25 protein-coding genes are annotated in these 26,072 nt (G+C 58.7%); 8 read left to right on the forward strand and 17 right to left on the reverse strand.

All coding sequences use genetic code 11. From position 1 onward, the window contains the following. Window positions 1–228 precede the first annotated feature (228 nt). The 4 genes from E5J99_RS08630 to xseA all read right to left on the reverse strand — a co-directional run bounded on the left by E5J99_RS08630 (window position 229) and on the right by xseA (window position 3,248). A complete protein-coding gene (locus E5J99_RS08630; RefSeq protein ID WP_135497323.1) occupies window positions 229–936 on the reverse strand; it encodes a hypothetical protein in 708 nt (235 codons plus the stop codon). Between the two features lie 11 nt (window positions 937–947). After that, complete coding sequence (locus tag E5J99_RS08635; RefSeq protein ID WP_135497324.1) at window positions 948–1,277, reverse strand: hypothetical protein; 330 nt, start codon at window positions 1,275–1,277, stop codon at window positions 948–950. A 130-nt stretch (window positions 1,278–1,407) separates the two neighbouring features. Further along, entirely contained in the window at window positions 1,408–1,713 is a 306-nt protein-coding gene (xseB, locus tag E5J99_RS08640; RefSeq protein ID WP_135497325.1) for an exodeoxyribonuclease VII small subunit, read from the reverse strand. Further along, entirely contained in the window at window positions 1,710–3,248 is a 1,539-nt protein-coding gene (xseA, locus tag E5J99_RS08645) for an exodeoxyribonuclease VII large subunit (protein WP_135497326.1), read from the reverse strand. The genes xseB and xseA overlap by 4 nt, the downstream gene beginning before the upstream one ends. Before the next feature lie 261 nt (window positions 3,249–3,509). On the opposite strand from xseA, the gene E5J99_RS08650 reads away from it, so the two are divergent. Both E5J99_RS08650 and E5J99_RS08655 read left to right on the forward strand, forming a co-directional pair. After that, entirely contained in the window at window positions 3,510–5,621 is a 2,112-nt protein-coding gene (locus E5J99_RS08650) for a M13 family metallopeptidase (protein WP_135497327.1), read from the forward strand. A 109-nt stretch (window positions 5,622–5,730) separates the two neighbouring features. Next, complete coding sequence (locus E5J99_RS08655; RefSeq protein ID WP_135497328.1) at window positions 5,731–6,165, forward strand: hypothetical protein; 435 nt, start codon at window positions 5,731–5,733, stop codon at window positions 6,163–6,165. Window positions 6,166–6,176: 11 nt separating this feature from the next. Here the strand turns inward: E5J99_RS08655 and E5J99_RS08660 are convergent, their stop codons facing one another. From E5J99_RS08660 to E5J99_RS08670, 3 genes are all read right to left on the reverse strand, one after another. Beyond that, the gene (locus E5J99_RS08660; protein WP_135497329.1) at window positions 6,177–6,944 is read right to left on the reverse strand and encodes a peptidylprolyl isomerase; all 768 of its coding nucleotides are present in this window, start codon (window positions 6,942–6,944) and stop codon (window positions 6,177–6,179) included. Window positions 6,945–7,077: 133 nt separating this feature from the next. Continuing rightward, a complete protein-coding gene (locus tag E5J99_RS08665) occupies window positions 7,078–7,980 on the reverse strand; it encodes a manganese catalase family protein (RefSeq protein ID WP_135497330.1) in 903 nt (300 codons plus the stop codon). Window positions 7,981–8,132: 152 nt separating this feature from the next. Then, a complete protein-coding gene (locus E5J99_RS08670; RefSeq protein WP_135497331.1) occupies window positions 8,133–9,338 on the reverse strand; it encodes a zinc dependent phospholipase C family protein in 1,206 nt (401 codons plus the stop codon). Between the two features lie 191 nt (window positions 9,339–9,529). Between E5J99_RS08670 and E5J99_RS08675 the strand changes: the two genes are divergently transcribed. Next, a complete protein-coding gene (locus E5J99_RS08675; RefSeq protein ID WP_135497332.1) occupies window positions 9,530–10,573 on the forward strand; it encodes a hypothetical protein in 1,044 nt (347 codons plus the stop codon). A gap of 271 nt (window positions 10,574–10,844) precedes the next feature. Here the strand turns inward: E5J99_RS08675 and E5J99_RS08680 are convergent, their stop codons facing one another. Next, on the reverse strand, window positions 10,845–12,140 hold the full coding sequence (locus E5J99_RS08680) for a metal-dependent hydrolase family protein (RefSeq protein ID WP_210114425.1): 1,296 nt from the start codon (window positions 12,138–12,140) through the stop codon (window positions 10,845–10,847). Window positions 12,141–12,287: 147 nt separating this feature from the next. Between E5J99_RS08680 and E5J99_RS08685 the strand changes: the two genes are divergently transcribed. After that, window positions 12,288–12,548 carry an acyl-CoA-binding protein gene (locus E5J99_RS08685; protein WP_135497333.1) on the forward strand — a complete coding sequence of 87 codons (261 nt, stop codon included), beginning with the start codon at window positions 12,288–12,290 and terminating at the stop codon, window positions 12,546–12,548. Window positions 12,549–12,720: 172 nt separating this feature from the next. On the opposite strand, the gene E5J99_RS08690 is transcribed toward E5J99_RS08685, so the two are convergent. The 3 genes from E5J99_RS08690 to E5J99_RS08700 form a co-directional block, all read right to left on the reverse strand. Then, on the reverse strand, window positions 12,721–12,945 hold the full coding sequence (locus tag E5J99_RS08690) for a CDGSH iron-sulfur domain-containing protein (RefSeq protein WP_135497334.1): 225 nt from the start codon (window positions 12,943–12,945) through the stop codon (window positions 12,721–12,723). Window positions 12,946–13,006: 61 nt separating this feature from the next. Beyond that, a complete protein-coding gene (locus tag E5J99_RS08695) occupies window positions 13,007–13,510 on the reverse strand; it encodes a YybH family protein (protein WP_135497335.1) in 504 nt (167 codons plus the stop codon). 38 nt (window positions 13,511–13,548) lie between these two features. Then, window positions 13,549–14,067 carry a GNAT family N-acetyltransferase gene (locus E5J99_RS08700; protein ID WP_245318820.1) on the reverse strand — a complete coding sequence of 173 codons (519 nt, stop codon included), beginning with the start codon at window positions 14,065–14,067 and terminating at the stop codon, window positions 13,549–13,551. Window positions 14,068–14,207: 140 nt separating this feature from the next. On the opposite strand from E5J99_RS08700, the gene E5J99_RS08705 reads away from it, so the two are divergent. Further along, window positions 14,208–14,870 carry a DUF6565 domain-containing protein gene (locus E5J99_RS08705; RefSeq protein ID WP_135497337.1) on the forward strand — a complete coding sequence of 221 codons (663 nt, stop codon included), beginning with the start codon at window positions 14,208–14,210 and terminating at the stop codon, window positions 14,868–14,870. Between the two features lie 54 nt (window positions 14,871–14,924). Here the strand turns inward: E5J99_RS08705 and E5J99_RS08710 are convergent, their stop codons facing one another. Next, the gene (locus tag E5J99_RS08710) at window positions 14,925–15,368 is read right to left on the reverse strand and encodes an STAS/SEC14 domain-containing protein (RefSeq protein WP_135497338.1); all 444 of its coding nucleotides are present in this window, start codon (window positions 15,366–15,368) and stop codon (window positions 14,925–14,927) included. Window positions 15,369–15,670: 302 nt separating this feature from the next. Between E5J99_RS08710 and E5J99_RS08715 the strand changes: the two genes are divergently transcribed. Further along, window positions 15,671–16,294: a deoxynucleoside kinase gene (locus tag E5J99_RS08715; protein ID WP_135497339.1), complete on the forward strand. Its 624-nt coding sequence runs from the start codon at window positions 15,671–15,673 to the stop codon at window positions 16,292–16,294. Between the two features lie 44 nt (window positions 16,295–16,338). Here the strand turns inward: E5J99_RS08715 and E5J99_RS08720 are convergent, their stop codons facing one another. The 5 genes from E5J99_RS08720 to E5J99_RS08740 all read right to left on the reverse strand — a co-directional run bounded on the left by E5J99_RS08720 (window position 16,339) and on the right by E5J99_RS08740 (window position 22,196). Beyond that, window positions 16,339–17,010, reverse strand: a complete 672-nt coding sequence (locus E5J99_RS08720; RefSeq protein WP_135497340.1) for a DUF2461 domain-containing protein — start codon at window positions 17,008–17,010, stop codon at window positions 16,339–16,341. Window positions 17,011–17,287: 277 nt separating this feature from the next. After that, window positions 17,288–18,040: a DUF547 domain-containing protein gene (locus tag E5J99_RS08725; RefSeq protein ID WP_167852048.1), complete on the reverse strand. Its 753-nt coding sequence runs from the start codon at window positions 18,038–18,040 to the stop codon at window positions 17,288–17,290. Window positions 18,041–18,361: 321 nt separating this feature from the next. Next, on the reverse strand, window positions 18,362–19,177 hold the full coding sequence (locus tag E5J99_RS08730) for an MOSC domain-containing protein (protein WP_135497342.1): 816 nt from the start codon (window positions 19,175–19,177) through the stop codon (window positions 18,362–18,364). A gap of 90 nt (window positions 19,178–19,267) precedes the next feature. Beyond that, window positions 19,268–20,239 (reverse strand): YitT family protein, encoded by a 972-nt coding sequence (locus tag E5J99_RS08735; protein WP_135497343.1) that lies wholly within the window; start codon window positions 20,237–20,239, stop codon window positions 19,268–19,270. 295 nt (window positions 20,240–20,534) lie between these two features. Continuing rightward, on the reverse strand, window positions 20,535–22,196 hold the full coding sequence (locus E5J99_RS08740) for a S8 family peptidase (protein WP_135497344.1): 1,662 nt from the start codon (window positions 22,194–22,196) through the stop codon (window positions 20,535–20,537). Between the two features lie 467 nt (window positions 22,197–22,663). On the opposite strand from E5J99_RS08740, the gene E5J99_RS08745 reads away from it, so the two are divergent. Together E5J99_RS08745 and E5J99_RS08750 are read left to right on the forward strand one after the other, a co-directional pair. After that, a complete protein-coding gene (locus E5J99_RS08745; protein ID WP_135497345.1) occupies window positions 22,664–25,252 on the forward strand; it encodes a PIG-L family deacetylase in 2,589 nt (862 codons plus the stop codon). Between the two features lie 54 nt (window positions 25,253–25,306). Continuing rightward, window positions 25,307–25,993 carry a phosphatase PAP2 family protein gene (locus E5J99_RS08750; protein ID WP_135497346.1) on the forward strand — a complete coding sequence of 229 codons (687 nt, stop codon included), beginning with the start codon at window positions 25,307–25,309 and terminating at the stop codon, window positions 25,991–25,993. The last annotated feature ends 79 nt before the right edge of the window (window positions 25,994–26,072 follow it).

Genomic DNA, 26,072 nt, shown 5'->3' on the forward strand with positions numbered 1-26,072 from the left:
AGGATTTCTCGTAATCGTAGAACGTCGGCTGGGTGGCAAGGGCCTGCAACTCGGTGTATTTTTGCTCGGCCAACGCTAGGTATTCGGCCTTACTCATGGCGGTGGAGGGGGCTGTAGTCATGACCTAAGTTACGAATACGCAGCGACAATTTGGGTTGCACCCGAGCACTGGCTTGATTTCTATGCTCTTTGCTGACCCAAGCAAAAAAGTAGAGCCTATTCTGGATATTAGATTATTTGTCCTGGTAGATTGTTTTCTGTTTTACTTTGTCGCGCTTGGTACAACGCATAGGTTAAAAAACAGTTGAAAATAATTAGCAGAATAAACTGTATACTATACATGATCCAGACTTGCTGAAACTGCTTTTGGGCATACATGGAGTCTTCTAACAGATAAACCATCAGAGTGCCCGCAAAGTAAAGTATTACACCGGCGCTAATTAAAAACATAGGGTCGCGGTTAAGATGTATGTTGCGCAATTCCTGTAAGGTCTGCTCAAAATACACCATAGCACCACCACTAAGCAAGATGCTCTGAGCAATCCTGGTGTATATATTCGATGCGTATGGGCCGCGGAAATACAGAGTTTGTACGAGTGCTACCCCTATAAATACAATGATTGCCCAAATAAACCGACGTTTGGTAGCTGCGGAATGAAAAGAGGTATAAAATGCCCAGCTTAAAAAAAAAGTCTCAGTCCAGGTTATCAAATAGACAAATATCAAATTGTTGTGATATACCACTCTTGATATCTCAGATAGGGCATTGAGCAGGGTTCCTGCAACAACTACAAACCATACTACTTTTTTTTGCGCTGCACTTAAATAGTGCCAGTGCCAGATGCCAATTGCTGAAGGCAACAAATAAGTAAACAACGAAAGAATATTCAGCTGCTTGCTTAGCGTCACTAACCATTCGGTATCTGGCACTGCCATATTCTCTGGACCTAATTATTTAACGGACTATTGGGAGCACAGCAAGGCGGACAGGAAGGACCGTCAGCCAGAATGATATTATCATACAGGTCATTCTGGTCGGCTTTCACGCCTACCAAGACGAAGCCGCCTTCGCCATTGGCATCCATGGCATTGTAGATGCGGATGCCGATGAATTCCGATCCGCAGTCATCTATCAAATCTTTGAGCTTGTTTTTGCCGAAGAACTGACCTTTGAATACTGGCTTGGAGTCGTCCGGGCACTCGTTGTAGTTATGCGTCACAGCAGCTGCCGCTGTTACAGTTACAATGGTGCCTTCGTTGCCGTCAAATACTGACATACTGCGGTGTGTTTAGGAGGTATTTAAGAACGAGTTGAATAAATCTGTTTTGTAACAGAACATTCAAATATAGGGCAAACCCCAGCGGATGCAAGCAGCCCCGTGGCTTTTCCCGAAGCCGTGGGGTAAGTTAAAAGGGTAGCTGGCCGGTGTTGCGGCCTTTGCCGGGCGGGCGCGTAGGGGCTTCAGCAGTGGCTGCGTGTGGTGCATCCGCTCCGCCTTCACTCTCCTGTTCGTCTTCGTCTTCCAGGTTCTCAAATACCTGCTCAATGGCCGATTCGGCATTGCGAAGCTTCTGCTTGCAGAGCCGGATCAAGTCGGCCGAGCGTTGGACCCGAGCCGTGAGGTCGTCCACGTCCACGGTATCGGTTTCGAGGGCGCGCAGAATGGTTTCTAGCTCTTCAATAGCCTGGCGGTAGGTAGTGTCGTTGGTCATGAGTAGGGGGCGGAGCTATCGGCGGGAAAGGAAAGCGGGGCCAGATGCGGCACCCGATCCATAATCTGGGCGGTGAGTGTGAGGTGAGGCAACAGGAATCGTACCGCGTCGCCGGGCTGCAAGGCCGTTTCCGGCTGCTGGTGGTTGGTAACAAGCTGCACGTAGCCGTGGCGGGCCAGCGCCGCCGCGTCGGGCAGCGGCGGGGTGGGGTGGTGGGCCAGCTGCAGCGTAGCTCGGTGCAGAAGCCGCTCGGCCGCCAGCTGCAGGTGGTAGCGCTGCCGTAGCAGCTGCTCGCGGCGGCGGCGGTGCAGGCGGCGAAACCGCTGCGCCAACGCACGGCCCACGCTCCGCAAGCTCTGCTGCTGGTGCGCTAGGGCGTGGCGGGCAGCGCGCTGCAGCCCCTGCCGATGGCGGCTGAGCTGCCGGTGCTGCAGCTGCAGCTGATGGCGCGGCGCGGCTCCAGCCTCCCGGATGCGCTGGTATAACGTAGTGCGGCTTGCCTGCAGCTGCGTGTGGGCAGCCTGGTGCACATAGCGGCTCGCTTGCGCCAGCAGGTCAGCTGCATCTTCAACTTGCTGGGCTGCCAGCGCCCGAATTCGTTCGGCATAGCCCAGAAACACCGCGTCGAGGCGAGTCAGGCGCTCGGCCAGAAAAGCGGCTACGGCGGTTGGCGTTTTCAGGGCCAGATGCGCGGCTAAATCCAGTACTGCCTCGTCGCGCTCGTGCCCAATGCCGGTTAGCACTGGCAAGGGAAACGCGCCTACGGCCGCTGCCAGCCCGTAGTCGTCGAAGGCCAGTAGGTCGGTTTTGGCCCCGCCGCCCCTAATTATCACTACCACGTCGAACGTGGCCCGTCGGGGTCGAATGGCATCCAGCGCCGCCAGAATGCTGGCCGGCGACTCGGTGCCCTGCATAACAGCCGGAAAAAGGGCCACGGCAAAATCATAGGGTGACTCGCCGAGCTGCTGCACGAAATCCTGAAAGCCTGCCGCCGTGGGCGACGATATAACTGCCAGTCGCTGCGGACCTAGCGGCAGCGGTAGTTTTTTCTGGCGCTCCAGCAAGCCTTTGGCCTCCAGCTTCCGCACCGTCGCGAGGCGCTGCCGGGCAAGGTCGCCCACCGTATAGCTGGGGTCGAGCATGAGCACGTCGAGGCTCAACCCATACTGCTCATGAAACTTGACCTGCACGCGCAGCATCACCTTCAGGCCCGGCCGCAGCTCCTGGCCGGTTTGCTCCAGAAAGGCCGGGGCCAGCTGTTGGTAGCGCTGACTCCAGATGGTGGCGCGGGCCTGCGCTTTGAGCTGGGCTCCCCGGCCGGTGAGGTGCTGGTCGGTGAGTACGAGGTAGCAATGGCCGCCATCGTGGCGCGGCGGCGTGAGGTCGGCAATTTCGGCTACCACCCAGTACGAATCGGCAAAACGGGTCTCCAGCGCCTGGCGCACCCGCACCAGCAGCTCGGCCAGCGGCAGTGGCACGGGCGGCAGAGCCGGGGCAAGACCAGGGTCGGGGCGACGGTTGAACAGGGGTGGCATAGCTGGGCAAGGTACGAATTCGGGGGGCGGCAAGCAGCGCCGCTTGGGACTAAAATGTATCTGCGAGGCGGCTGTCGTGGCGTTTTGGCTGCTTATGCAACCCAAGCGGCGCGCCAATGTTGGTGCTGGCCGCTCAAAAGCGGCTTCGCTGTTTGCAATCCAAAGCACTGTGCCGGTGGGAGTGAGGCGAAGCGTACCCTTCAGCCTTATGCTTTTTCTTTACCTTTCTAGCCAAAATCCGCCTCTCTTAATCCTTTCAGCATGAAAAACAGAAATCACCTGACGCTGGCTTCCGTAGCCGTGGCAGGTCTCACCCTGGCCGGCTGCGCCACCAGCAACCCACCCGCCGCTACCACCACCGCGCCAGCTACTTCTACCGCAACTGCTGCCGCTACGCCCGCCGCAGAGCCGGTAGTAAAAGGCGTGGGGCTGAACGTGGCCAACATCGACCAGACGGTAGCGCCCTGCGACAATTTCTTTCAGTATGCTTCCGGCAACTGGCTGAAAAACAACCCTATTCCGGCTTCGGAAGTAAGCTGGGGCAGCTTCAATGAGCTCTTTGATAAGAACAGCGCCGTGCAGCGCCAGATTCTGGATGAGGCCGCTGCCGACCGCACCGCCGCCAAAGGCACGAACGCCCAGAAAGTAGGCGACTTCTACGCGTCGGCTATGGACTCGATGGCCATCGAAAAGGCTGGTATTGCCCCGCTGAAGCCCGAACTAGCCCGCATCGACGCCATCAAGGACGTGAAGGGGCTACAGACCATTCTGGGTCGGCACCAGCTGATCGGGGCGGGCTCCGTGTTCAACATGGGCGTGGGGCAGGACGAAAAGAATAGCACCCAGTACGCCGTGCAGATGCAGCAGGGCGGCCTGCGCCTGCCCGACCGGGATTATTACCTCAAGGATGATGCGCGGTCCAAAGCCATTCGCAACGCCTACGTGACGTATATCACCAATACGTTTGCGCTGATGGGCGAAACCCCGGCAGTAGCGGCCAAGAACGCGGCGACTATCATGCGGCTGGAAACCCGGTTGGCCAAGGCCTCCAAAAGCCGGGTCGATTTGCGCGACCCCTACGCCAACTACAATAAAATGACCGTGGTGGAGCTGCAGAAGCAGTATCCGAACCTGGGCGCGCCGACGCTGCTGGCGCAGCAGAGTCTGTCGTCGGCCAAGTCGGTTATTGTGGGCCAGCCCGCCTTTTTCAAGGAAGCCAACACGATGCTGAAGGCCGAGCCGCTCAGCGACTGGAAAACCTATCTGCGGTGGCACCTGGTAAGCTCTTTGGCCAGCGCCATGCCCAAGGCGTACGTCGACGAGAGCTTCAAATACAGCCAGACCCTGACGGGAGCGAAGAAAATGCAGCCCCGCTGGAAGCGCATGCTGCGCTCGACGGACGGCGCGCTGGGCGAAGCCTTCGGGCAGGTGTACGTCGATAAGGCCTTCACGCCGGAGTCGAAGCAGAAAGCCCTGCAGTTGGTGAATAATCTGAAGGCTGCCTTTGCCGAGCACATTCAGGGGAATGCCTGGATGAGTGCCGCCACCAAGGCTGAAGCCCTGAAAAAGCTCAACGCCTTCACCGTCAAAATCGGGTATCCCGACAAGTGGAAGGACTATTCGGCGCTGACCATCACCCGCGACTCCTACTTGCAGAACGTGCTGAACGCGCGGATGTGGGCGGCCAATTTTGACAACAACAAGCTCGGTAAGCCCATCGACCGGACGGAATGGGGCATGACGCCGCCCACGGTGAATGCCTATTACAACCCGCCGATGAACGAAATCGTGTTTCCGGCCGGTATTCTGCAGCCGCCCTTTTACGACCCCAACGCCGACGACGCGGTGAATTACGGCGGCATCGGAGCTGTAATCGGCCACGAAATGACCCACGGCTTTGATGACCAGGGCCGGCAGTACGACTCGGAAGGCAATCTGCGCGACTGGTGGACGAAGGAAGATGCCGAAAAGTTTACGCAGCGCGCCGCGCTGGTCGGCACCCAGTTCGATGCCTTCACGCCCCTCGATTCGGTGCATGTGAACGGCAAGCTCACCATGGGTGAGAACCTGGCCGACCTCGGCGGGTTGACCATTGCCTACACGGCCCTGCAAAAGTCACTGGCGGGCAAGCCCAAGACCAAAGTCGACGGCTTCACGCCGGAGCAGCGCTTCTTCCTGGCCTACGCCCAGATCTGGCGCAATAACATGCGTCCGGAAGCGTTGCGTCAGCAGGTGCTCACCGACCCGCACTCCCCCGCGCAGTTCCGTACCAACGGGCCGCTGCAGAACATGCCCCAGTTCTTCGAAGCCTTTGGCTGCAAGGAGGACGCCAAGATGGTGCGGGCCGAAGCGCAACGCGCCAAAATCTGGTAGTGTAGCGTTTTGATCTTTTAAAAAGGCGGTTGGCAGTGGGCCAGCCGCCTTTTTTTGTTTGAATGAGAAGAACTGCGCCGCTTTTCTGCTGGGTGCTTTATCTTGCGGCATGCCCAAATCCCTGTCCTCTGCTCTTGGCCTGGCGCTGTTGCTGTGCGGAGCCTGCACGTCGCCCGACTCCAAACAACCAGCGCAGGAGCCCGCCGCTACCACCCCGGCTGCCGCTGCGGCTCCGGTCAGTGAGCTGCAGGCGCAGCTGGCCGACCCGCAAGTGGGCGACGTGTACGTGGTGCGGTTTCAGCCCCGGGATGCGCCGCAGGAGCACTATTTCTTCTATCACCTCTACCGCGTCGGGCCCGATAGCGCCTACCTGCACCCGGCCCGCAAAGAGGCTTCAACGGCGGATGCCGACCTGAGTCAGCCCGATTTTCAGGCTTCGGATAAAACCATCATCTATACCCGCGCTGAGCTGGCCGAATTACAGCAGCAACAGCCCGGCGACGTACTCAAAACGCAGCTCGTAGGGGTACGACGCAAGAAATAACGCACTGCCAGCTACCGCACGACTTCTACCTTGATGGCTACGTCCTTCACGGGCCATTTGTCGGGCGTCACGGGCTCAGCGGCAATTTTGTCTATCACTTCCAGCCCTTCCACGATTTCACCGAACACGGTGTATTTACCGTCCAGCGACGGTACGCCGCCCGTGGTAGCGTATACGCGCTGCTGCTCGGCCGTGAGAGGCCGCCCGGCCATGGCCCGCGACTGATCGGGGGTGAGCTTTTCGCCCTGCACAAAGTAAAAATCGGAGTTAGACGACAGCTTGCCGGGGTTCTTTTCGTCATCGTAGCGGGCCATGCCCAGCGCTCCACGCTTGTGGAAATGGGCTCGGCTGATTTCGGGCGGCAGATGATAGGGCGTAATCCGGATGGTGCGGTGGTCGGAGCGGCCGCCCTGAATGGCGAAGCCATTGACGACGCGGTTGAACACGGTTTCGTCGAAAACTCCTTTGCGGGCCAGCAGCAGAAAATTGGCCGTATGCAGGGGCGTATCGGCGTAGAGCTTCACGCGCATATTGCCGTGGCGCGTCCGGATGATAACTTCCGAGGCCGGATACTGCCGGCCGTAAGCCGTGAGCAAGGCTACGGCGTTGCTGTCGGCCAGGGTTACCAGGTCGGGGCCGGGCACGGGTGGCGGAGCTGGCAGGGCGGGCGTTTCTGCTGCGGGCGGGCTTTGGTTGCAACTCGGCAGTCCGTAGCCGGCTAGCAGCAGCGCGCCATAGCATAGTTTCGACACAAGAGCGGCACGGCGGGAAGAGAGCATGGGAGCTAAAAATCGGGGAGGAAGAAAAGCACGCAAGGGTGGGCGCCTCTAACAGCAAAAGGGTTGCTGCCTTCTTCTACGACGGCAGCAACCCAAATGTAGAGCGTAAGCGGCACAAGCCACCAGCTAGTAGTTAATACTTGATGCCCATCTTTTTAGCCATGTCCATAAACATCTGCATGTCAATGTGGTCGGCCCCGGGTGAGTTCAGCTGGGGCTCTTCTTCCAAATCGGGGACGGGAAAGCCGTCCAAGGCGCCGAATACAACTTCCAGCGGCTTGCCGTCTTCGGGGTGGGGGCCGTTGAAAATAAGGCCGGCCTTCTGGTAGTCATGTTGGCTAAACGTGTACAGCTTCCGGTGCAGGCCATTTTCCTCGTATTTGCGGGTTTCGGGGAACGCCTTGTTGCTGAGCTCTGGCACGGGCACCAGCTTGGTTACTTCCACGCCCGTCAGGTGTTCGAGGGCCCGTGCATAGGCCACCACGTGCATGCCGCCCCGCACGAGCAGGTAGCCTACCATTTCGCGGGCGCAGGGGTCACTCACCATTTCATACGCCCGCATCTTGTTGGCGCGGGCCCCACACTCCAGAAAAAAGTTGTGCAACAGGTCGAGCTTCAGGTTGCCACTACTGAACACGTTCTGGCCGTTCCAGAAATTACCCATCGAGTCAACGGGCAAGGCGGTTTGAGCGCTGGCGGCGAAATGGTAGGAGAGGCGGGCATCTACGGCCGGTGCCAGCGGCGCCGGTACCGGGTTAGTGCCACGCTTGGTCTGGCCGGTCAGCAGCAGATTGATGGCGTAGGAAACCACCTCAATATGCCCGTATTCTTCCCCTGCAATACTAGCAATAACATCATAGAATGGCCGCAGACGCTTGCGGCCCCGGAAGTTGAACGACTGGAACGTGTAGTTCATCAGCGTCGACATTTCCCCAAACTTGCCCCCGAGGAGTTCCTGAATGGCCGCCGCGTCGTTGGGCGAAGCGTTTTTGGGCGTTGGCAGCTCAATCGGCAGCCGGTCCATGCGTAAAATCATCGGATAAGGGGTTAGAGGTGAATAAAAAAACGGGGCCGGCAGGTTGGGCAACATGCCCAGACCCACCGGCCCCGCTATAGAGTACGCGCCTCCAACGGCTTCGATTGTACAACATCTGGCAGCTCAACCATAGTGAGCAGCAGTGTGATAGGTTAATTCCAGCCGTCGTTTTCCTTCTTGTCCTCCTTCTTGCGTTTCTCTTTGCGCTTGCTGCTGCCTTCCTCGTTTTTGGTTTTCACCTTCACTTTTTCCGGCTCTGCCAGTGGGGTTGCCGGGGCTGGTGTGACCGGGGCCGGCACGGCCGGGGCGGGCTCCTCGGCGGGTGGTGCTACCATATCCTGCGCCGAGTTGATTTGGTCAGCTTTTTCCACGGCCTTTTCCTTGTGCAGGGCCAGTAGCAGATCCTGGGTAATCAACTCGTTTTTGTCCCAGGCTTTCAACTCGATGGCCAGTTTCTCTTTCTCTTCTTTGCCGGGCTTGTTTCCGAGCAGTGCATCCAGGTCGGGCTTGCCCGCGTCCTGCCACGCCGACAGCCACATGGAGGCCACCATCGTCGGGGCCTGCTTGAGCCGGTAGGCCACCTGCCCGCCTACTTCCTTGTGGTAAGCATCGGCAAAGGCGTCGGAATAGGCCCGGCGGGTTTTGCCAAACTTGTGGGAAAACGTGTACTTGGTTTCAGTCGTGAAGGTGCGCGTCACTTTTTCCTCTTTGTCGAAGGTGTCACCCAGGAAGCCATACGACTCCTGCACCGACGTCCAGATGGCGCGGAGGGGGTCTTTCAGGTACTCCGCTTTCTCGCAGTCCAGCTTATACTCAGCTAAGTGGCGCTCGGGTAGCTTCGATTCCCAGAGGCTGTGCATGCCCTGCTGGTTGGTCAGTTGCCCGTCGTAGTTCATGGTGGTGTGCAGGGGCACGTAGGCATCGGCTATGTAGTGGCCCAACTCGGCCGACAGGCGCACGATGGCCACGGAGTCGCGCTGGCGGAAGGCTTCGGTCAGGGCTTCCTTGGTTTCGAGCACCGTCCAGGGCACCGTACCGTATTTGCGCAGCGTATCGGCCGAATATTTGGCCGTGGCTTTTTCCCAGAGCTTTGGCATGGCTCCAAACGGGTCTTCGCCGTAATGGTCCATATCGATGTAGTGCTTGGGGGCTTCCTTGGGGTCGTCGTCGCGCCGCTCGTCGGGCGCGGTGGCCATCCGCACTATTTCGGGCAGGTGGCGGTAATAAAAGCTCTGCATAGATTTAGGCAGAGCATACACGGCCAGCTGGTTGATGGTGCGGTGGGCCAGAAAGCCCCAGCCCGACGATAAGAAGGGACACAGCAGCACCAGCAGCAGCGTAAGAATATGCTTTTTCATACAAGTAAATCAGGCCCGGAAGAAGGGGTTCGCGAAGTTCGGAATTTTGGATTAATAAAGTATTAGCCTTTTCTGTACCGATGGCCAAGCAAGGCATTTCGTACCACCGGAAACCCGCCGGTTCCTACCTTTAGAGGCCCGCGCAAGCCCCCAAGCTGCCCAATCTTTTTTCTGCCTGCTCAGACTTTTTTATGACGCTGATATCCAAAAAGAAAATCAACTATACCATTGGGACCGAGCTGCGGGGCTATTTGCAGGACTACGACCGGGAAAGCCCGTTGCCCGTTACTTACCGCGACCTGCTGCGCTTCAGCGGCTCGTTTCCACTCATGGACCGCAATGGCCGTGACACGCTCTGGCAAACCGTTTATTATGAGCCCAGTACGCTGGTCGAGCTGTCGGCGGGCCTGGCCGAGGTGTATGCCCTGCTGCGCACCGACGGCGACTTGTCTTTCACTGACCACCTGCTGGCCGACCGCATCGACTACTGCCAGTTCGGCAACAGCAACCCGTTTCGGGTCCGCATCGTCAATCAGCTCAACGACAACTACGACTATTTCTATGTGAAGCGGGCCGATGCTTCCCGCGTGTACGGCCTGGAACTGGAACATTTGTTGTCGCCTAACCGCATCAACTATCTGGTGTGCGGCGACTCCCTCATTGAGGAGCACATTGCCGGCATTCCCGGCGACGACTTCATCCGCGACCATCTCAAGCGGCCCCACCTCAATCAGGTGCGCATCGCCAAAGAGTTTGTAAAATTCAATGAGCGGTGCTTTGCCCGCCTGCTCGGCGACATGCGCGCCTACAACTATGTCATCATTGCCACACCCGACTTCGAGGACGAGCAGTACCGCGTGCGAGCCATCGACTTCGACCAGCAGAGCTACGAGGGCAAAAAAACCATGTATCTGCCCCAGTTTTTTAAAGATAACCGCAAGGTGGTCCAGATGTGTAGCCAGCTGCTGACCACCGAAACCATCCGGCAGTACCAAGCCGAGGAACGCACCCTCATTGCCCGGCGCGTGCGGCTGGAGCGCTACCGCCTCAAAGGGTTGATGGATATCATGCGGCACGACGAGGTATCGACGCCCGAAAAAACCGCCCAGCTTAAAGCCCAGCTCAACCAGCACTATGCCACCACCGCCTTCGACCGCTGCCGCAGCATGGGCGATGTGGTACACCAGAATCTGAAAATGATGCTCCTGGCCCGTCCGCGCCCCGACCAGGCCTAAGCCGTCATCTTCTCCTGATCGGGCGGGAAGCGGTCCAGCAATTCGCCCAGCTTGCGGTACACGAAATCGACGGCTTGGTGTCGCACGCTCTGGCAGTCGCCCTGAAATTCCTGCCGGTGCCCTGCGGCGCGGTTCTGGTACAGAAAGGCATAGAACAGTGTGCCGGCCGGTTTTCCTCAGTTTCGGAACCGCCAGCCGCGCACAGACCCGTGACGGCCACGCACACGTCGGCCCCGAGCTTTTTGGTAGTTGCGGGGCACGTAGCCAGGCGCTATTCCTGCCGATGTACTACCCCTTGTTTCATCACGAAGCGCACGCGCTGCATCGCCTTGATATCCTGAATCGGGTCGCCTTCCACGGCTACTATGTCGGCCAGCTTACCGGCTTCCAGGGTGCCGAGGCTTTCGGTTTGGCCCAGCAGCTCAGCCGCCGACACGGTAGCGGCCCGCAAGGCTTCGTAAGCGGGCATTCCGGCCTCTACCATGTACTGAAACTCCAGGGCATTGACGCCGTGCCGAAACACGGAAGCATCGGTGCCGAACGCAATTTTCACTCCCGCTTTGTAGGCTTTGCCAAAGGTAGTTTGCAGCTTCGGCCCGATGCTCAGGGCCTTGGGCGTTACCAGCGGCGGGTAGTAGTTGGGGATTTTGGCCGAGTCGGCTACCGACTTGCCCGCCGTAATGGTGGGCACGTACCAGGTGCCGAATTTCTTCATCAGCTTCATCGTTTCCTCGTCCATCAGCGTGCCGTGCTCAATGCTGGTAACGCCCGCCCGGATGGCGCGCTTCATGCCTTCGGCGCCGTGGGCGTGGCAGGCCACTGTCAGGCCCAGGTCGCGGGCGGTTTCCACGATGGCCTTTATCTCTTCTTCCGTCATTTGGGCGCTGCTGCCGTCTTTGGCCACGCTGAGCACGCCGCCGGTAGAGGCAATCTTGATCAGGTCGGAACCACGCTTGTACTGCTCGCGCACGGCTTGGCGGCACTGCTCGGGGCCGTTGGCCACGCCATCGGCGGGGCCGGGCACGCCCATCAGGTCCTGGCGGTAGCCGTTGGTGGGGTCCATGTGGCCGCCGGTGCCCGATATGGCCCGGCCCGCCGTGAAAATGCGCGGCCCCACTACCTGGCCCCGGTTGATGGCATTGCGCAGGGCCACGTTCACCCCCGAGCCGCCCAGGTCGCGCACCGTTGTGAAGCCGGCGAGTAGGGTTTTGCGGGCGTGGTCGAGCGAGCCAAAGGCTACGTCGGCGGGGTTTTCGGTGAGTTCCTTCAGGAAGTTGTCTTTGCTGGTTTCGCCTTCCATATGCACGTGGCAGTCGATGAGGCCGGGTAGCACCGTCTTGTTTTTCAGGTCGATAACCTTGTCGGTGCCGCTGCCCATGGCGTAGCCCGCCTGCACGGCCACCACGCGGCCCTGCTCGACGACGATGGTCATTTCGGTCTGGGCCTTGGTAGAGCGCATGTCCAGCAGCCGCCCGCAGTGCAGGTAGGTTTTCTGGGCCCAGGCGGGCGCGTGCGTCAGGGTGCAGAGTACGAAGGCCGCCAGAGTAGCGCGTCGGATGTGAAGCATAGAAAACACGGGTGGAAAGTGGAGCGAGGCCGGAAGATACAACATAGATAAACGCTGCATGCCGCCTACATCCGCCGGATTATGTACCTTGACGCCGCGCCTGATTTTCGGGCGTATCATCTCTATTCGTCACACTTTTCCGATTGTATGGCCACCCACGAAGAATTCGAAGCCGCCGCCCAACGCTCCCAGCAGCTGCCCTCCAAGCCCAACAACATGGTGCTGCTCCAGCTGTATTCCCTCTACAAGCAAGCCTCCGAAGGCGACGTAACCGGCGACCGGCCCGGCGGCTTCGACTTCAAAGGCATTGCCAAGTATGATGCCTGGGCCGGCCTGAACGGCAAAAGTAAAGATGCCGCCCGGCAGGAGTACGTTGATCTGGTAAATTCCCTGTTCCAGGGCGCGTAAGTAGCCCAGGCTGGCAAGCATACCAAAGCAGGCGAAGAACAGCGCCGCTATTTCGCTGCCTGGGTTGTGCCAGATGTAATGCACCAAAAAGCCCCGCCGTTCGTCAACGGCGGGGCTTTTTGGTGCAATTTCCCCAGTCGGCCATTCGCCACGGCCGGCTGGGAGAAGGCACTTATACTTTCGGTGCGGGCAGGTCGAAGGCTTCGGCGTTGTGCTCGAAGTGGCCTTTGTGCGACCCGTCGCAGAAAGGCTTATTCTTGGATAGGCCGCAGCGGCAGATGCTGATCCGCTCCCGGCCGGCGAGGCCGTAGGGCTGACCCTGGGCATCCACGAGTTCGAAGTCGCCCTCTACGCGGAGGGAGCCGTTGCTAAGCACGGTAAGTTTGGTAGTGGCCATGAGAAGGAAATAAAACGAGAAATGAAATAGGATGCGGACCGCTCGTGAGGAGTCGGCTTGGTTAGTCCAGGCAATTCTTGCCGGCGCAGGAAAGCGGTGTGTAAATGGCCGACAGGATAACCCAGGTGTTGTTTTCGAATTTCCACATCAGCCAGTACTTGCCAATGACGCGGCTTTTGGTTTTGTCCTGCGGGTCGGTCCAGGCTTCGGCCCACTCGCCGGTTTCGTAGGCCAGCTGCCCCAGGTCGCTCAGCTCCATGCCCATGCTGCGGTTCATCCAGGTGATGTCGGGCCGCTGCCGAAACAAGGTCCGGAAGCTTTGGCGGACCGTGGGGGCCGTGGTGCGGCTGCCGCTGGCCGAGCAAATCGTGGTGTTGGGATGAAACAGGCCGTAAAAGGCGGTGGTGTCGCGGCTGTTAAAAGCGCGGTTCCAGGTTTCGCTCCGGGCCTTGATCAGCTCCAGATGCTTCTGCTTCAGGATTTGGCCAAAGCTCAAGTGGCTGAGCAGAACGAGAATGACTACGCCCAACAAGCGGCGCAGCGGCAACAAAGTAGAAAAGCCCATCAGGGGAAGGATAAGAAGTACGTCTAAAGACCGCGCAATTACGCCAGTTCTTTGCGCATTACGTAGTCGTTCATCCAATAAGGGCCAATGGCAATATCTTCTTCGCGGTGACGCTGGAAGCCCAGACGCTCATAGAACGAAATGGCGGGGTTATGCCGGTTTACGTTCAGCTCCAGGGTTTTACCGCCTATCTGGCGCGTCGTTTCTTCCACGGCCTCAATCAGATTCTGCCCAAAACCCTGGCCCTGGTGCGAAGGCAGAATATAAATTTTGTGCAGCTTAAAGATTCCGTTGCCGGCGGGCAAACGGGAGAAGGACGCGTAGCCCGCCGGGTGGCCGTCGGCGTGGAGCAGCAGAAACGTGTGGCCATCGTCGCTCATTTGGCGCTGCAACGACGTGGGCGTGTAAATCACGCGGTACATATACTCTATCTGCTCCTTCGAAACGATGAAGCGGTAAGTGGGCTCCCAGGTGGCTTCGGCCAGTTGAATAATGGTCGGAATATCGGCCAGCGTGGCGGGCTGAATGGTAAGAACTGGAAGGCTGGAAGAGGACATAAGGTGCAAAAACGGCATTTTTTGGCGAAAAAACGAACCCTAGCGGCACCGAACCACGTTTTGGGCCAGAAATTGCCTACCGGCATACGACGGCCCGCTGGTCAGTCGTTCGTATTATTTCGCTCTGCACCCCCTGTCCTATGAAACGATTCCTGCTTCCGATAAGCTTTGTGGCTGCCGGGCTTGCCTGCGCCCCGCTGGCTGCTACCGCCCAGCAAAAATCTACCCCGGCCAAGCAGCCTACCGCATCCACGCCTTCGGCCATCGAGCGTGACCTGGATGTCTTCAGCAACTGGGTGAACGATAAGCTGGACCGGGCCGAAACCGGGGTGCGCCGCGAGCTGCCCCGCGTGAAAGAGGATTTTGAGCGCCAGAGCAAGCGCCTGGACTCGGCCATCGACAGCCTCTCCAGCCAGTCGAAGCGCGAATACAGCACCCAAAAAGTGCGCTACCAGCGCTGGGCTACCAAGCAGGATAGCCTGGATGCTATGGCCCGCCAGCCCGAAACGGCTAGCGCGGCGCAGCGCCGCCTGCTGCACGAAACCGTGACTATTAGCCGGGCGCGGGCCAACGAGCTGCCCGAGCTGTACCTGCATCTGCTGGAAAGTACCCGCGAGCAGCGCCGCAGCTGGTCGCCGGCCGACTGGAGCGCCGCCAGTGCCGTATTGGAGCGCCTGAATGCCCGTTACGAACAAGTGCGGGAGCAGCTGCCCCTGGAAGAGCGAGTACGGGTCCGGTCGTTGCAGACCGAGTTTCGCACCCTGGAAAAGGCCCGTGATGTGAAGGATCTGATGCAGGAGTAGCCGATTTTACTTAACAAGCAGAACGGGCACCCGCTGGGGTGCCCGTTCTGCTTGTTAGGCGGCCACATACTGGCGTCGGAGCCATTCCAGGGCAGTTTCCACATCGTAGAAAAGCTGAATGGGCAGATGTTTGCCCACCCGCTCAGCGAATTCCACGCTGATAATCTGGTTCTGCATATCGGGCGAAAAGACGTAGGCAAATGCCCGCAGTCCTTCTTCCAATGCCAGCGGCAGCCATTCGTATTCCAGCCAGGGCAGGGCATCGGCCCATTCGCCGGTAGAGTCGGTCTTGTCGTTGAGCAGCAGGGCGCAGTGGTACTGCTGCTGAATGGGGCCGGCTGCCGTGGCTACCTTGATTACTTCTGCCTCCGTGATATTGCCCGTCCAGCGAATATACAGCAGTTGCTGCTCCGGGTAGAAGCGGAACGAGGCTATCGGGCGGTGGTGGGCATCGAGCACCGTGCCTAAATCAGTGTAAGGAGTTGATAAAATCGTCATGAGGAACGCAGGCGGAGCGGCAACCGGAAACGGGTAGGAGGAAACAGACTGTGGGCAAAGAAAAGAGAAAATGCCGGATCTGAGCACAAGAAGAAAAAAGTAGCCGCCGGATGAGAAACTAGCATATAGCTGCCCTGGGCGTTGAACGAATCCAGGTATTAATATACGTTTTTTAGCCCGGCTAAGCCAGCATTGGCCTGACAAATGCCGGATGTTTTTGCCCGTTGAGTAGTTGCGGTCGGTTGGTTGGTTTCCGCTACTTTTGTGGGCTCTTTTTTCGTTCTGTTTCCCGCACCTCGCTCATGCATATTGCAATCGTCGGCAACATTGGCGCCGGCAAAACCACGCTGGCCAATAAACTCGCGCATCACTTCAACTGGGAAGTGTTCCTGGAGGATGTCGACCACAACCCGTATCTGAAGGATTTTTACGACGACATGCCGCGCTGGGCATTTCATCTGCAGGTCTATTTTCTCAATAGCCGCTTTCGCCAAACCCAGCACATCAAAAAGCTGCAAAGCGCCAGCAAGGGCGTCATTCAGGACCGCACCATTTATGAGGATGCCCACATCTTCGCGGCCAACCTGCACGAGTCGGGCCTGATGAGCGACCGGGACCACCAAAACTATCTGGCGTTGTTCGAGTCGATGATCAGCATGGTCGACGCGCCCGACCTGCTGCTTTACCTCAGGGCCGACCTGCCCAAGCTCATCCAACAGATTGAGAAGCGCAACCGCGACTACGAGAACAACATCAAGATTGAGTACCTCAAAAACCTCAATGAGCACTACGAGCGTTGGATCAGCAACTACAAGTATGGCAAGCTGCTGATTGTAGACGTTAACAATTTGGACTACGTCAATAATCCCGAAGATATGGGCGTGATTATCGATAAGATCAACAGCACCTTGTTCGGGCTATTCTAGCATTCCGGTACTTTTGCTTGTACCGAGTACCGAAATGCCGGTTGTTAGTTTTCCGTCATGGCTTCATTTAGGAAGTGTACCCACGGCTGAGCGGCCTGCCAGGCTGTGACTATCCGGTCGGGGAAGTCGGTGCGTACTACTTCCTGGTCGGAGAAAGCGCGCCACACGAAAAAGCTTTTCAGGCGCAGCCACTCGATATCAGGGTCGCTGCGGTCGTAGCCTTTGGGGGCTGTGCGCAGGCTCTGGCTGGTATCGAGGCCCGCCGGAAACTCGTGTAGCAGCCCGGCATCCTGGCGCAGGGCATGAAACGTATCGGGAGAATAGTGAATTTCTTGGCGGATACGCACCAGCTGGGCCGGCTCGGGCATCCAGCGGCCGGCGCCTACGTAGGTTTCGCCGCCGGGCTCCACGGCCACGAAGTAGCCTGCCCACGCGCTATGCCGTCCGCCCACTTTCAGCCCCGCGCCCATATGGCGCTTGTACGGCTCGCTGCTCTGCTGAAACCGGTCGTTCTTGTTGATCCGAAACATCACATCGGAAGGCGTGAGGCCCGTCAGCTCGGGCTCGAAGCGCTGCGTGCGGTGCAGCAGACCCTGCACAAAATCGGTATAGATGCTGCGGGCCTGGTGATAGTCGCTGCGGTGGGCGTCCATCCAGGTTTTATGGTTGTTGGCGGCTAAGTCCCGCAGAAATGTCAGTAAGAAAGCTCGATCCATAGGTGGGAATAACACCGCTGTTTAGGAAGTCGCTAAAATCCAATAGACCGGTCATGTCGACCAACGGGAGACATATCGCGTGCACTGGTAATTTGAGTACTACTGCACGCGAGATGTCTCCCGTCGGTCGACAGACTTCCTAAACAGCTTCAACACCAGAAACCGAAAAAAAGCTGCCTTGGGTGAATATAAAGTGCACGTTAGGCTGCATATAAAAGCTCCGAAACCACTGACGGCTTCGGAGCTTAGAATGGCTGCTGGCAACGGGCGGCGTGGCCTAGCGCTGCCGTAGCGCCTGGGTGTCGGCGGTGGGCTTTTGGTTGTTCAGGGCCCAGTCGAAGGGGAGAAACTCGATGGTTGCCGTAGCGTCTATCTTGGTGGAAGAATAGCGGTTCAGAAAAGCAACTAGCTTCTCGCCTTCGCCAAACTCGGCCGCGTACCAATCGAAGATGCTGGAGAGGCGCAGGTAGCCGGGAGCCAGCTGGTTGAGGGAGACGCGAGACAGAAACAGGCGGGCCTGCTCGTCGAGCTGCTGGTTCAGGCGGGCTCCGTCGTAGGCTTCGTTCAACAGGGGCGGGGAGGAAACAGCGGCGGCTACCAAGGCCAGATGCACCCGTGCATCCTTGAACTGCGGCCGTAGAATTTCCTTCTCGATGGCGTTCAGCGAATAGAGTTTGCCGCCCACATTCACTGAGCCAGCCTCCCAGACGGGCTTGTAGCCGCCAATGGTCTTAATGCGGATTTCGTTGATGCTGGCTACCGGATAATATTGCAGCACGTTATAAATGGTGGCCGCGTTGTATACATTCAGCCAATACGCCTCGATATCGGCTTTCGACCAGGTTGCTTCGTTTGGCGGGGTTTTGCGGATAGCCTGCAAATAAGCGTCGAGCTGATCCTCATCTTCCAGAAAGCCTTCGTAATCTACTTGCCCGTCGTGGGTGACGTACTTGCGGAGCAGGTCGGTCCAGGGGGCGTGTAGGATTTGAGCGGCATTCTTATCCTCTGCATGGAGGGTCGTGACGGGCAAACAGCAAGCAAACCACGTCAGAAGCACCAGGAGCCTAGTAAAAGCAGAGGAGTTCTTCATGCGCAAAATCAGGTGTGAGAGTGAGGGAGGGCGGGAACGGGCACGTGCAAAGCCACCCGAGGGTCGGAGCAACTCCCTGATTCTATGGTTCTTTGGGGCCATAGAATCAGGGAGTTGAATTATTTTTGGTTTTCTTTGATCTTCAAAGCTAATATGAATTTGCTCAATCGGCAATATAGGGAGCTAACTTTTTGATAACATAGTTCTTAGCGTATGCTTGCGCTCCAGTTTGAGTGGGGCTTAGGCTATGAGGAGGCTCTGCTACGGCAAATAGCTTCGCACGGCCAGCGTGTCGCCTACCCGCACCGTTCCCGCACCGGGCCCGGTTACGTTTTGCCCGAACATCACCTTGCCGTCTTGCGTGCGGTAAGGAGCCATCGTCCGGAGAGGCTCTACGCCTTTTTGGGCGGTCGTCTGGTCAATAGTCGTTACGACGCACCGGCCGCAGGGGCGCGTACCTTGGAAAGGCAGCGAACCGATCAGAAAATCGCGCCAGGTTTCTTCCTCGTAGGGCTGGCCGCCGGTGAAAACGAAGTTGGGCCGAAACCGGTCCATAGGTACGGGCTGGGCCAGGCGGGAGTTCAGCTCCTGCAGCGACGACTGCCCGATAACCAGAAAAGGGTAGGCATCGGCAAAGCTCACATTGCCCGCCACATCACCTCCGTCGGTGGCGCGCATCACCATATCCGACATGTAGACCAGCTTGCAGATGCGGCCCAGGGCAGCCGTCAGCCAGGCATCGGCGGCGGGCGTGCCGCGCCAGGCAAATACCATATCGTCCCAGATGGTCACGAAAAGCGTCTGCTCCGGAGTGGCTTCGAAGGGCACGTAGAGGGGCAGCAGATCGGGGCGGCCAGTGTGGGTGAGCAGGAAGCCATTGTAGGCCGGCAGCACTTTGAGCAGGGCCATTTCGGCCGTCTGGCGCTGGGTCATGAACTGGTTGCGCTCATCCACGAGCAGCCAGCGCCGGTCGTGGCGCAAGCCCCGGGCCTCCACTACGGCTTCCGTCACGCGGATGCCGCCCAACGATTTGACGGGATAAATGTAAAGGTCGGAGAGAAGGAGAGGAGCGGCCATGGGCCAAAGGTAAGAGCGCAGCCGATGAAATGATGCCCCACCAACTGCATCGGCGCTGAATCGTAGCGGCGGGTAAACTCGGCGTGTTGCTCAGTGCAGCGGCCGCCGCTTGACAACCCCGCCTTTGGTCTCTTTGACACTGTGCATAACCAGAAAGGCGGAGCGGTCAATTTTCTCGACTTCGTCGGTGAGGCGGCCCAGCTCCAGGCGGGTAATAACGGTGAAAACGATATCGACCTCTTGGGGGGATTCGCCGCGCACGCCGTAGCCCCGCTTGCCGCTGTATACGGTAGCGCCCCGGCCCAGCTTCTCCGTAATCATGCGGCGGATGGCGTCGCTGCGGCCCGATACGATGGTGACGCCCGTGTATTCCTCGATGCCGTCGATGATGAAGTCGATGGTTTTGGAAGCCGATAAATAGGTGAGGATGGAATACAGCGCCGTTTCGACGGAAAGCACGGCCGCTGCCACCACGAAAATCAGGATGTTGAGCAGCAGGATAATGTCGCCAATCGTCAGGCTGGTTTTCTTGCTCAGGTAAACGGCCAGAATTTCGGTGCCATCGAGCACGCCACCGCCACGCATGGCCAATCCGATACCTGCCCCAAGGAAGAAGCCACCGAAAACGGAAATCAGAAGCTTGTCCTGGGTGAGCATGGGGAAGGTGATGACGACCAGCACCAGCGCCAGCCCCAGAATAGCCAATAACGATTTGAGCGCAAATAGCCGGTCGATCTGAAAGTAGCCCAGAATTACGAACGGAATGTTGATGACGACAATCAGCAGCGGCAGCGGCACGCCAAATACCCGCGCCACCAGCAGGGAAATGCCCGTAACGCCACCATCAATGAAGCCATTGGGCAATAAAAAGCCTTTGAGGCCCAGCGCCGCCGAAAATATACCCGCCACCAGGAAAGCAACGCTACCAAGTTGCCGCCGCCACCAACGGCGGTTGCGCAACGTAGCGAAGCCCTGCGGCGGCCGTACGCGGTGGCGCATCGGCTCCGACGGCGGCCGTTGCTTGCGCAACTTGTCGAGCATAATGAGTTGGGGAATAAGCATACACCGGGGTTTCACTTAAGCTGTGTGGGCAGTAGCTCATTGGTGAGATTCTCCTTTCTCAGAACATCATGGCGAGTATTCTGCACATCAAGCAGAGAACGAGACAGGACGTTTTAGAATGACGAAACCCGCTCAACAAATGTCACTGTCCAAACACTCCCTTACGCATACGGCCCACCGTCCCAGACGTTAGTCGCTTGACAAGCCGCGTCGGTTTGTACGCCAACCAGCCGGAACGCAAAAGGGCAACGACGCGCGTCGTTGCCCTTTTGCGTTCCGGCTGGTTGGCGTATTACTATTGTCCTGACGCGTTGCTCGGCTGGGCTTTCTGGGCGGCTAGCTGCACTGCTTTATACAGATTGACAACGCCGCCGGTGCTCGAAAGCTGGGCGAAATCCACGGTTTTCTTGTCGCCGGGCTGCGCTACTTTGGTGTGCACCGGCGCGGCGGACTGCATAATGATGCGCTTCAGCTCGGTGGCTGTGAGTTGGGGGAAGTAGGCCTTGAGCACCGCCGCTACGCCCGCTACGGTAGGAGCCGCCATGCTGGTGCCGCTTTCGTTGCCGTATTTGCTGCCGGGCATGGTGGAATAGATACCCACGCCGGGCGCGAATACATCTACGCGCTTGCCATAATTCGAGAAGTTGGCCGTCAGCTGGGCATCGTTGGTGCTACCCGACGCGCCCACCGTAATGAAGTTGGCATACGCCGTGCCGGTCAGGGGCACCGGGGCCGGGTAATGTACGTTCAGGTCCACGTTCTTCGACTCGTTGCCGGCCGCGTGCACCAGCAGCACACCCTTGGAGCCGGCATAGCGAATAGCCTCGTCGACGGCGGCGCGGTGGGGCGAGTAGTACTTGCCGAAGCTCATATTGATGATCTGGGCCCCATTGTCTACCGCGTAACGAATGGCATTGGCCACGTCCTTGTCGTGCTCGTCGCCGTTGGGCACGGCCCGCACGCCCATGATGCGCACCGAGGAGCCCGCCACGCCCTGAATACCCAGGCTATTGTCGCGGTCGGCGGCAATGATGCCCGCTACGTGGGTGCCGTGCAAGGCATTGGGGCCGGTGATGTCAGCGTTGCCGTAGGTGCGGTCCTGGGTGTTGTCTTCGTCGTCGCCGACTACGGTGCGGGGCTTGAAGTCGAGGTTGAGGGAGTAGTCGAGGTGCTTTTGGGCTTCCACGGTGCCTTCGCGCACCTGCTTCACTACGGCATCCATGTCGGGCAGGCCCGAGGCTTTCAGGCTTTCGTAGAGCTGCGACGTGAGGCCCAGCAGCCGCGCGTCAGGGTTCTGTACCGGCGGCCGACGGAGCACGGCCGTGTCGATGCGCTCCACGCCCAGCACGGTTTTCAGCTGCTCGTTGATGTTGGAAAGGTTTTCGGCCAGCGGCTTGTATTCGGCCAACTGCTCCTTTTCCTCCTTCACTTTGGTGGCGTAGTCCTTCTTCACCTTTTGGTAGAGGTCGTACTCGGCGCGCTTGGCGGCGGGCACTGCCGTGCGGGCTTTGCCCTCATACAGCGGCTTGAGCTTGGCCACCATCCGGGTTTCCTCATACAGGTCCACGTCCACGTTGCGGCCGTCTTTGCCGCCCAGGAAGTTCCAGCCGTGGATGTCGTCGATGTAGCCGTTCTTGTCGTCGTCGATGCCATTGCCGACAATTTCCCGGGGATTTTTCCACAGCACACGCTTCAAGTCCTCGTGCGTGGTGTCGATGCCGGCATCGATAACGGCCACGAGGACGGGCGTGGCGGTGCGGGTTTTCAGCAGCTCATCGTAAGTGCGTTGGGTGCTGATGCCCATAATTTTGTCCTTCTGCGGATCGAGGTGGGTCCACTGCGGAGTGGGGGCGGGGAGAGGCGGAATAACGGCCGAAACACTTTGGGCGAAAGTCACGGCCGGCAGCAGCAGCACCAAGCCGAGGGAAGTCAGAAAGGGACGGGGAAATACGCTCATGCAGGAATAGATCGGGGAGAGGATACGAGAAGCAAGATAGGACACTGACGGCAACGAGCGAAAACCGTTGCCGCGCCAGCAGGTTTCAGTGCCAAACCAATATCGTACCGCTAGTTGTTCCCGGCCCAGAAGTTTGCCTGCTCCAGAACGTCATGCGGAGGCGCAGCCGAAGCCTCTCACGCGGTGTCGTTGTTTTCCCGTCTTCCATTTTCTCGTCTGTCATCCTGAGTGCAGCGAAGGACCTTCCTCACCTGAGTGACAAGCATAATTCAACGTGACAACGCCCTCTGCAGCAGCAATGGATAAAGCTTGGGCACATTGGCAAAAGCGGCGGTGGGGTAGGCGAGGAAGGTCCTTCGTTCCGCTGCGCTGCACGCAGGATGACAGAATAAACAACGCTTCGCCAAAATTCCCCAACATCAAAACCCGCTTACCTTTACCGTCCCTTCTTTCACCTGCTCCTCTCCATGCGTCTGACCCGTTTCCGCGCCGCGCTGCTAGCATTCTTAATTACCAATTACTCATTACTAATTGGTGACGCCCACGCCCAGGCCCCGAAAACCTACTCTGCCTCGGAAATCCTGCTGGGGCTGAAAAAGCTCAACGTGCTGGGCTCGGTGCTGTATGTGGCCGCCCACCCCGACGACGAAAACACCCGCCTGATTGCCTACCTGGCCAACGGCCGCCTGCTCGAAACCGGCTACCTGAGCTGCACCCGCGGCGACGGCGGCCAGAACCTCATCGGCCCCGAATTGCGCGAGCAGCTCGGCGTCATCCGCACCCAGGAGCTACTGGCGGCCCGCCGCATCGATGGCGGCCGGCAGTTTTTTACCCGCGCCAACGACTTCGGCTTCTCCAAAACCGCCGAGGAAACCTTCACCATCTGGGACAAGGAGCAGGTGCTGGCCGACATGGTCTGGGTTATCCGGCAGCGGCGGCCCGACGTGCTCATCACCCGCTTCCCGCCCGATGCCCGCGCCGGCCACGGCCACCACACCGCCTCCGCCATGCTGGCCGCCGAAGCCTTCGACGCCGCCGGCGACCCGAAACGGTTTCCCGAGCAGCTCAAATACGTGCAGCCCTGGCAGCCCAAGCGCCTGTTCTGGAATACCGGCTCCTTCTTCGTGAAGGCCGGCGAAAACATGGACGGCTACCTCAATCTCGATGCCGGCGGCTACAACCCGCTGCTGGGCCAGAGCTACGGCGAAATTGCGGCCCGCAGCCGCTCCCAGCACAAAAGCCAGGGCTTCGGCTCCTCGGCCACCCGCGGCGAGGCGCTGGAGTATTTCCAGCTGGTGAAAGGGGAGAAGGCCACCACCGACTTGTTTGACGGCGTGGACATGAGCTGGAACCGCGTGCCTGGCGGCGTGGCCGTGGGTAAGCTGGTGGATGAGGTCATTCGCAAATATGATGCGGGCAACCCAAGTGCGAGTGTAGCGGGGCTGCTGAAGGTGCGGGAGATGCTAGAAAAACTGCCGAAGGAGGCTGCTTTTTGGGATAGTGAGAAGCAGGAAGGAATCAATGAATTAATCTATGCTTGCCTGGGCTTGAACTTGGCGGCGGTTGCTCAAGAACCTACTGCAACTCCTGACGGAAAACTCGATATAGCTATCGAAGCCTTAAATCGTTCATCCGTACCTGTGAAGCTGAAGTGGCTGGAAGTCCCAGCTATTGATTATAACTTCCAGACGGTGGGTAATATGGCTAAACAAAATATTGATGTGCAACTGGAAAGTAGTAAGCCGTTTCTAAAGAAAGCCTCAATTACAATACCGGCTAAGCAGTCTGTATCACAACCCTATTGGTTGCGGCAAACTGGGACAATAGGTATGTATAAAGTACCGGAAGTTGTGGAGAATTTTAGCTGGCCTGAACATCCTCATAAAGGTGAGCGAATAGAGCGGTGGACGGTGCTTGGAAGTCCTGAAAACCTCCCGATCAATCAGGTGCTCTTTACAATAGAAGCTGCTGGGGCAACTCTTTACTATACCAAGCCGCTGCAATACAAAAGCACCGACCCGGTAGAAGGGGAGAAGTACCGCCCGCTGACTGTGGTGCCACCCGTGGCCGTGAACATCGGCGGCCACGCCTACGTCTTCGCCGACAACCTGCCCAAAACCATTCCCGTGACCCTGCGCGCTGGTAAGGCCGGGGTGAAAGGCAGCGTGGCCCTCACGCTGCCCGCCGGCTGGAAAGCCGAGCTCGCCAGCATCCCCTTCGACCTGGCCAATAAAGACGCCGAGCAAACCGTGCAGTTCCGGGTGCAGCCCGGCCCCGGCGCGGCCGAAGGCAAAACCGAGTTGCGCGCCGTAGCCACTGTGGACGGCCAAGCATATTCGCGCGGCTACCAGGTCATTGCGTACAACCACATTCCGACCCAAATCCTGTTTCCCGAAGCCGTGGCCCCGCTGGTGAAGCTCGACCTCAAGCGCAAGGGCCAGGAAATCGGCTACCTCATGGGCGCCGGCGACGACGTGCCCGACGCCCTGCGCCAGATCGGCTACAACGTGACCCTGCTCAAGCCCGAGGATATCAGCCCCGACTACCTGCGCCGCTTCGATGCCGTGGTGCTCGGCATCCGGGCCTACAACACCATCGGGCAGCTAAAGGGCCTGCAGCCCAACCTGCTCAAGTACGTCGAAAACGGCGGCAACGTGGTGGTGCAGTACGTGGTGAGCCGGGGCACGGTGCTGCCCGAAATTGGCCCGTACCCGATGAAGCTGAGCAACGACCGGGTAACGGTCGAAAACGCCGCCATTACTTTCCTCAACCCCAAACAGCCCCTGCTCAACACGCCCAACAAAATCACCAGCCAGGATTTCGAAGGCTGGCAGCAGGAGCAGGGCCTGTATTATCCCAGCTCCTGGGACCCCAAGTACCAAACCGTCATCAGCAGCCACGACCCCGGCGAACCCGCCAAGGAAAGTGCCATTCTGGTGGCCGACTATGGCAAGGGCCACTACATCTACACCGGCCTTTCGCTGTTCCGGGAGCTGCCCGCCGGCGTCCCCGGTGCCTACCGCCTACTGACCAACATGGTGTCGCTCGGCAAGTAGACCCCAGGCCGCGTGGAGGTTTCTGCGCTGCTGCTGCTGCCGTAAGCATCCTTTATGCTGTATCCTGTGCTGCTTACTACCCGTCGTTTTCTGTGGCTCACTGCCTTGCTGGTACCCCTCTGCGGCCTGCTCATCGTATTTATCGACCAGCCGCTGGCTCGTTTCTGCCACGCGCATTCCGCTGGGCTCAAGCCTTTTTTCGGGGGCTTCACCGGCGCGGCCGAAGTCGTGCATGAGGCCACTATGAAGACCCGTCTTTTCGGGATTCCGGCGCTGTTCGTTGCTTTGGTGCTGCTGTATGCCGTGGGCCGCTGGCTGCTGAAGCTGCCGCAGGCCAGCGTGTTTCTGGTGGTGGTGGTGGCACATCTAGCCAGCGTTGGTACTTCCAACGTGCTCAAAGGCGTGGTAAGCCGCCTGCGTCCCGAAGTTTTGTTCAGCACTGGCTACCCCGATTGGGGCTTCAACTATCCGCACCACGCGCATGCCGGCTCATTTCCCAGCACGCACACCGCCACGTTTTTCAGCTTGTTCGTACCGCTGGCGTTGGCTTTTCCGCGCCTGAGCGCGCCCTTGCTAGTGGTGCCGGTACTCATCGGCGTAGGGCGGCTGGTGCTGGAGATGCACTACCTCAGCGACGTGCTGTTTTCGGTGTGGCTGGTGGTGCTGTTTACCTTTCTGGCCGGCCAGCTGGCCCATTTGCCTTTGGTGAGTGGACGCCACGCAGCACTCGCCGAAAAATAGCGTCTGTTTTCATCCGGCCCGTTCAGTCTGCTTCCGCCTGCTCGACTTTTCGCCATCATCCCCTCACTAACCCCGCTGC

Source organism: Hymenobacter elongatus, from assembly GCF_004745955.1.
In the GTDB taxonomy this organism is placed as follows: domain Bacteria; phylum Bacteroidota; class Bacteroidia; order Cytophagales; family Hymenobacteraceae; genus Hymenobacter; species Hymenobacter elongatus.